General features: G+C 59.3%; 5 protein-coding genes and 1 pseudogene. 3 read left to right on the top strand and 3 right to left on the bottom strand.

What is annotated here, in order from left to right; all coding sequences use genetic code 11:
• The 3 genes from QMG56_RS23065 to QMG56_RS23055 all read right to left on the bottom strand — a co-directional run.
• Positions 1-1,043, bottom strand: a 1,043-nt coding sequence (locus tag QMG56_RS23065; protein ID WP_281825230.1) for an oleate hydratase, incomplete at its 3' end; no start/stop codon positions are given.
• Between the two features lie 328 nt (positions 1,044-1,371).
• Positions 1,372-2,790 carry an ISNCY family transposase gene (locus tag QMG56_RS23060; RefSeq protein WP_281825228.1) on the bottom strand — a complete coding sequence of 473 codons (1,419 nt, stop codon included), beginning with the start codon at positions 2,788-2,790 and terminating at the stop codon, positions 1,372-1,374.
• A 144-nt stretch (positions 2,791-2,934) separates the two neighbouring features.
• Positions 2,935-3,501: a hypothetical protein gene (locus QMG56_RS23055; RefSeq protein WP_281825227.1), complete on the bottom strand. Its 567-nt coding sequence runs from the start codon at positions 3,499-3,501 to the stop codon at positions 2,935-2,937.
• A 263-nt stretch (positions 3,502-3,764) separates the two neighbouring features.
• Between QMG56_RS23055 and QMG56_RS23050 the strand changes: the two genes are divergently transcribed.
• From QMG56_RS23050 to QMG56_RS23040, 3 genes and pseudogenes are all read left to right on the top strand, one after another.
• A complete protein-coding gene (locus QMG56_RS23050; protein ID WP_281825225.1) occupies positions 3,765-4,523 on the top strand; it encodes an autoinducer binding domain-containing protein in 759 nt (252 codons plus the stop codon).
• 18 nt (positions 4,524-4,541) lie between these two features.
• Entirely contained in the window at positions 4,542-5,288 is a 747-nt protein-coding gene (locus tag QMG56_RS23045) for a LuxR family transcriptional regulator (RefSeq protein ID WP_281825223.1), read from the top strand.
• Positions 5,289-5,365: 77 nt separating this feature from the next.
• Positions 5,366-5,542, top strand: a pseudogene (locus QMG56_RS23040) (acyl-homoserine-lactone synthase); the annotation flags it as partial.
• Positions 5,543-5,663: the final 121 nt, after the last annotated feature.

Genomic DNA, 5,663 nt, shown 5'->3' with positions numbered 1-5,663 from the left:
CCCGCCGCGCTGCCGCTGAAGCGCTCCATCAGTTCCAGGAACAGCGGGTCCTTGACCGTGACGGTGAAAGAGATCCACGAACTCTCTTCCACATTGCCGTTAAAGGCGGCGGGGTTGCCGAAGGCGGGGCGGCCCTCCGCAAGCTTTTCCCACAGGTTCCACGCGCCCGCATGGTTGGTCGCATCGAGCCCGGGGGCCTTGGTCATTGACCCGAACGCCTTGTCGGCTGTCATCGACCCGTTGGTGACGAACACCAGGTCACCGGGCGCGACTGAGATGGCGGCCGGGCCATCGGCGGTCAGCGTGGAAATGCTGGTAACGGTGATCGCTTCACTGCCCGCAGCGAAGCCCAGATCCTCAACGCGGACGCCGTAGCGGAACTGGACGCCGCGATCCCTCAGCCAAGTGACGATCGGTACGATGATGCCGTCATACTGGTTGTGGACGGTGCGATAGATGTCGTGCTGGACGTCGATAGTCGAGAAATGGTGGACGAAGCGACGCAGGTACCGGCGGAACTCGATCGCGCTGTGCCACGGTTCGAACGCGAACAGCGTACACCATTCCATCCAGAAATTGGTCTCGAAGAAATGCGGCTGGAAGCAGTCGGTGATGCGTTTGTCGTCGAGCAGGCTTTCGGGCTCACCGATCAGCTTGACCAGGTCGATCCGGTCGCGTTCGGTAAAACCCATGGTGTGCGCGTCGGGCACACTCCCGTCCAGGTTGACGAGCCGGACCTTATTGTCCCACGGCCATGTCTTGGCGGCGCGGTTGGTTTCCTCGGTCACAGAAATCGTCGGATCGGTCGCTGCGGGGATGCCGTCAAGCAGGTCGAAGGTACATTGGTACATCGCCTCGAACATACGGCTGCCGCTCATGAAATAACCGTCTTCCGCAGTGCCGTGCGCATCGAACGCGCCGCCGGTCTGGTGGCTTTCCTCGAGAATTGTGATGTCCTTCCCGGCGACGTCGCCATCGCGCAGGAGGATTACCGCCCCCGCAAGCGAGGCGATCCCGCTGCCAACAAACGTGTAGCTGCTCATGAAAAGGCGATCCTTTATCCGAAGGATCATGCTTTACCTGCGTTCACACAGCCGCGAGTAGCGTCGGAAACTACTCAAGGCGCAAATGCATAGCGAGCGACGCTAGGGGGTGTCATTTCTATCCAGCAAAGGGGTGACATTTCTACTTAGCGCTTACACACCGTGTTCTCGCTAAGTAGAGAAGTCCCAATCTCCGCCATATAGAAATGTCACACGTTGAGGACAGCAGGGGCTGCGTGGAGCCATCGACACAGCGCAGCGCAGACCCTGCTGATGCGCTGACTTTGGGGTGGTGCACCATGGACCCGCTGCCCTGCAGTGGGCCCGGTCATGTCCTCTGCACGAACCTGAGCGTGCCGCGTTCGCGCAACGCCTCATCACTGAGCCTGGGACCGCGCTTGAGCTTCGAGCCGCCCAGTTTGCGGCGATCGATCTTCGCGGGTGGTTCCGGCTCGGGGAACATATGCATGGATTGGTCACGGCGGGCAGGGGCGTCGTTGTTGCGCTTGCGGTGATGCGGCATGATCGCCTGCATCTGCCGGGCCAGCAGCAACGCCGCGTCCAGATGCTTGTTCTCGACAATAGCAGGCTGGTTCACCTGCCGCATCTTATCGAACTGACGATAGGGCAGGACATGGCCCTCATGCTCGATCTCCAGTCGGCCGTCGGGATATTCACAGACCGTCACCCGCTTGCGCGCCAGCTTTTCGCTGACATCGTTCGGCTCCAGGATGAACATCGCCTTGTTGTAGTGCAGCGTCAGCGCCGCCGTCACGGTCCGCTGCTCACGCCAGACCATGATCGAGCGCAGATCGTCATGCGGTGCAAGCGGGCGGTGCAGATCGCGGGCATCGAAGGCGGGTCGGGCGAACCGCTCGTTGTGCCTGGCCATATAACTGTCGAGGAAAGCGTTAGCGTCCTCGATCGATGAAATGCCTTCCAGGCGCATCGCTTTCACCAGGCGATCTTGCAAGGTGGCATTGGCCCGTTCGACCCGGCCCTTGGCCTGCGGAGAGTTGGCGCAGATGATCTCGATGTTCAGTGCATCGAGTGCGCGGCCAAAATGCGTCATACCGTCTCCGCGCGCCGCACTGGCCTTGGCATTACGGAAAACACTGTGCTTGTCGGAATAGAACGCCACCGGCTTGCCGTGTCGCTCGATGTACGCGCGGGTCGCCTCCATATAGGCGAAGGTGCTCTCGCTCTCGACCATCCTGAGGTGCATCAGTTCGCTGGTCGCGTCGTCAATATAAACCAGCAATGTGCATTGCGGGCCGCGGTCTTCGAACCACCAATGTTTTGAGCCGTCGATCTGGATCAGTTCGCCCCGACAATCCCGGCGGTAGCGCGGCTGATAGGGGCGAGGACGGCGAGCCTGACGATCCTTCCAAATTCCGGCCTCGATCATCATCTGCCGCAGCTTCTCACGCGAGATCCGGAGATCATGCCGCTCGGCCAAATACTCCGCAGCCAATGTAGGCCCAAAATCATAATAATGGGTCCGAACCAGTGCAACAATCTGATCTCTGATGGCATCATCCAAGCGCCGGTTGCTTGGTCGACCACGGCGGCGTGACAAAAGCCCGGATGATCCATCGTCAAGGTAACGCGTCAGCAGTCGATGGGCGTGGCGGCGGCTGACGCTCATCAGCCTTGCGGCCTCGGTGACGGTCATGCGACCTGAAACCACATGCATCAGCGTCTCGACCCGCGAAAGCTCCTCGGTACTCATACGCAACACCGCCATGCTCAATACCTCCGAACAGCCGGAGGGCACGGTAGCCCAAGTGAGACATCTCTACTTTGCGCGACTGTGACATTTGAACGTTGCTGCTACATTCTCTAAGTACGATAATATATGTTATGTTAAATTTGGCCAGTTCCGTGGCGATCAGAACGACAGTTCTGCCTGCCTTGGAACCGCTCTCGGCTGCTCTTGGCGGCCGCCGATCAGACCGCGCGCGCACCCTGCCAGAACGTAGACGGCTTGGCGCTGCGCACCGCGATTATGATGATCGACACAATAGCCCTGATAGTGCCGCTTGAGCAAGCCAGCGCGCACGAGTTCTGATACCGCCCGGCTCACATTCGTTTTTCCCGACGCCCGCACTTGCTCACGGATGGCGTCGTCGACGATTGCCGTGGCCTGACCGACATTGGCGGGCAATGCGCCCGACATTGCCAGATCGCTGCGTATCCGCTCTTCCAGGGCAACGCGCCGGGGGTCACGCTGCCCCATCGGGGTTAGCGCATCACAAAGCCAGTCGCGCAAGGGAATGAGGCCGCCGCCCTTGGCCACCAACGGCCCCGCGCTGCCGTCGGATCGGGAAACCTGTGCAATCAGGTTGAGCACCATGAAGGCATATCGCGGTCGAGACGATGACCGCGCAAGCATTTCCAGCAAGCAGGGCATATCCAGTTGCGGGCGGCCGTCGCCTATGATCGGAGCGTGCAACATAACGGGATTGAATCAAGCACATATGGGGGGTGAAGTGAATCCCCTTTGCCGCAGATTTTCATCATTTTGTCGGCTGTGACACTTTGCCCGAAGGTAAAGTGTCACGCGTGCCCTTTCATCATACCACCGTCGAATCGTGCCAAAGACGACCTGTGCTTTTCTTGCGGGGAGTTGGGCGCTGAAGGCAGCCGGTCTTGTTTTTCAATGGCTTCGCCGAATAGTGACTGGACGAAACTGCAATCAAAATGCGAATCGTTTGCAATATGAGCAGTCTCGAAGATGCTGGCCGCTTGGGCGATATCACCGCATTCGAAGCCGAATGCCGGCAGGCGACAACGCTCGACCAGCTCAAATCCTTGCTCGATGCAATTGTGCGCCAGTTCGGATTCCGCTGGTTCGCATTGGTGCACAATGTCGACTTGAAGCGGACCACCCGCAAAGCCCTGCTGATAACCACCTATCCGGTGCGCTGGATCGAAGAAATCATGGAGTCACGTCTCTATCTTGAGGATCCGGTTCACGCCGCTTGCGTCAAAACCGTCTGCGGCCTCTCCTGGGATCAGATCGGCGATTATATCGCGCCCAATGCTCGCCAGCTTTCGATCCTGGAGCGGGGTCGCGCGCACGGACTCGCAGCAGGGTTCACCATGCCGATCAGGATGCGCGACGAGCCCGACGCGATATTCACGGTGGCGCGCCAAGGTGACGCGATGATTTCAAGCCCGGACCTTCTTTCCGCTCGTTTGGTTGGTACAGTTGCGTTTGACCGGGCTCGTACTCTTCTGGGTCCCGATGAACTGGCAAACGTACCGATAGCGCTCAGCCCGCGCCAGATCGACTGCATTGATCTGGTCGCACAGGGCAAGAGCGACTGGGAGATCGGACAAATTCTGGGTCTGAGCCGCGACACTGTGCACGAATATGTCGAAGGCGCGCGCCGACGTTACGGCGTGCGCCGTCGGACCCAACTCGTGCTTCGCGCTGTCCGCGACGGACATCTCAATATTGAGGCTCTCGTGTAGCAAGTAGATCGGCGGCTTATGATCACCCTTGCCGAAGTGCAGGCGTTCTGCACTGTGGCGCGCGCCGCTTCGACCCCTCACGCTCTCCTACAGGCTGTAGAAGAAATTACGGCAGCGATGGGTTTCCGCTATTTCGCGCTCGTGCATCACATCGACTTACTGAACCCCGGAAGCACAGCCGTTCGCCTTGTCAGCTATCCGAGAGATTGGGTTGATGCGTTCGAGGAGGGCCGACTGTACGCTGCTGACCCGATCCATCGTGCAAGCCATACGACGACCATAGGTTTCGCCTGGTCGAAGGTAGAGGCCATGATCTCACTCCATCCGCGGGACCACGCGGTATTGGCGGCGGCTCGATCTGCGGGCCTTGGCGACGGATTCACGATCCCTGCGCATGTCCCCGGCGAGGTAAACGGTTCCTGCTCTTTTGCCATGCGCGACGGGGAGGAACTCGATGAAGAGCAACTGCCGCTCGTCCAGCTTGTTGGCAGTTTCGCATTCGAAGCCGCCCGCAAGATAGCGCGCGCCACGATCGCTCCTATCGCGGCCGCGCCGCAACTTACCGAGCGTCAAATCGAATGCGTCGCGCTGGTTGCGCGGGGTAAAACCGATTGGGAAATCGCCAAAATTCTCGGAGTCGGCGCCGAAACCGTAACGCAGCATCTCAAGGACGCACGCGATCGCTACGGTGTAACCAAACGCACGATGCTCGCCATTCGTGCGCTCTTCGACGGCGCCATTAGCTTCACCGATATCCTGCGCTGACGATCCCTCCCCAGTTCTGGGGATAACGCAGATCATGACAAGCTGATCGAATGATCGCCTCACAAATGGAGGTGATCATGGTTGTTACAGGAAATGGCATCGAACACGCGCTGAGCGGCCGTGTATTCAGATCAATGTTTGAAGAGCGCAAACGCGTGTTCGTCGATCTACTCGGCTGGGACGTTCCCGTTCTCGCCCGTCGCTACGAGATCGATCAGTTCGATGATGATGAAGCCGTCTATATCGTGTCAACGGCGGTCAGATTCCAGGCCACCGGGGCGGAGTAAAAGCAGGCCACTGTTGATGCGGGCCTAACGATATGAAGAGGGCCCCGATCGGGGCCCTCTTCATATCGTTGTCGTCATTGATCAGGTG

Source organism: Sphingobium sp. BS19 (genome assembly GCF_027925545.1).
Taxonomy (GTDB): domain Bacteria; phylum Pseudomonadota; class Alphaproteobacteria; order Sphingomonadales; family Sphingomonadaceae; genus Sphingobium.
The sequence above is the reverse complement of the archived record's forward strand: the minus strand, read 5'-3'. Positions and strand labels throughout refer to the sequence as shown.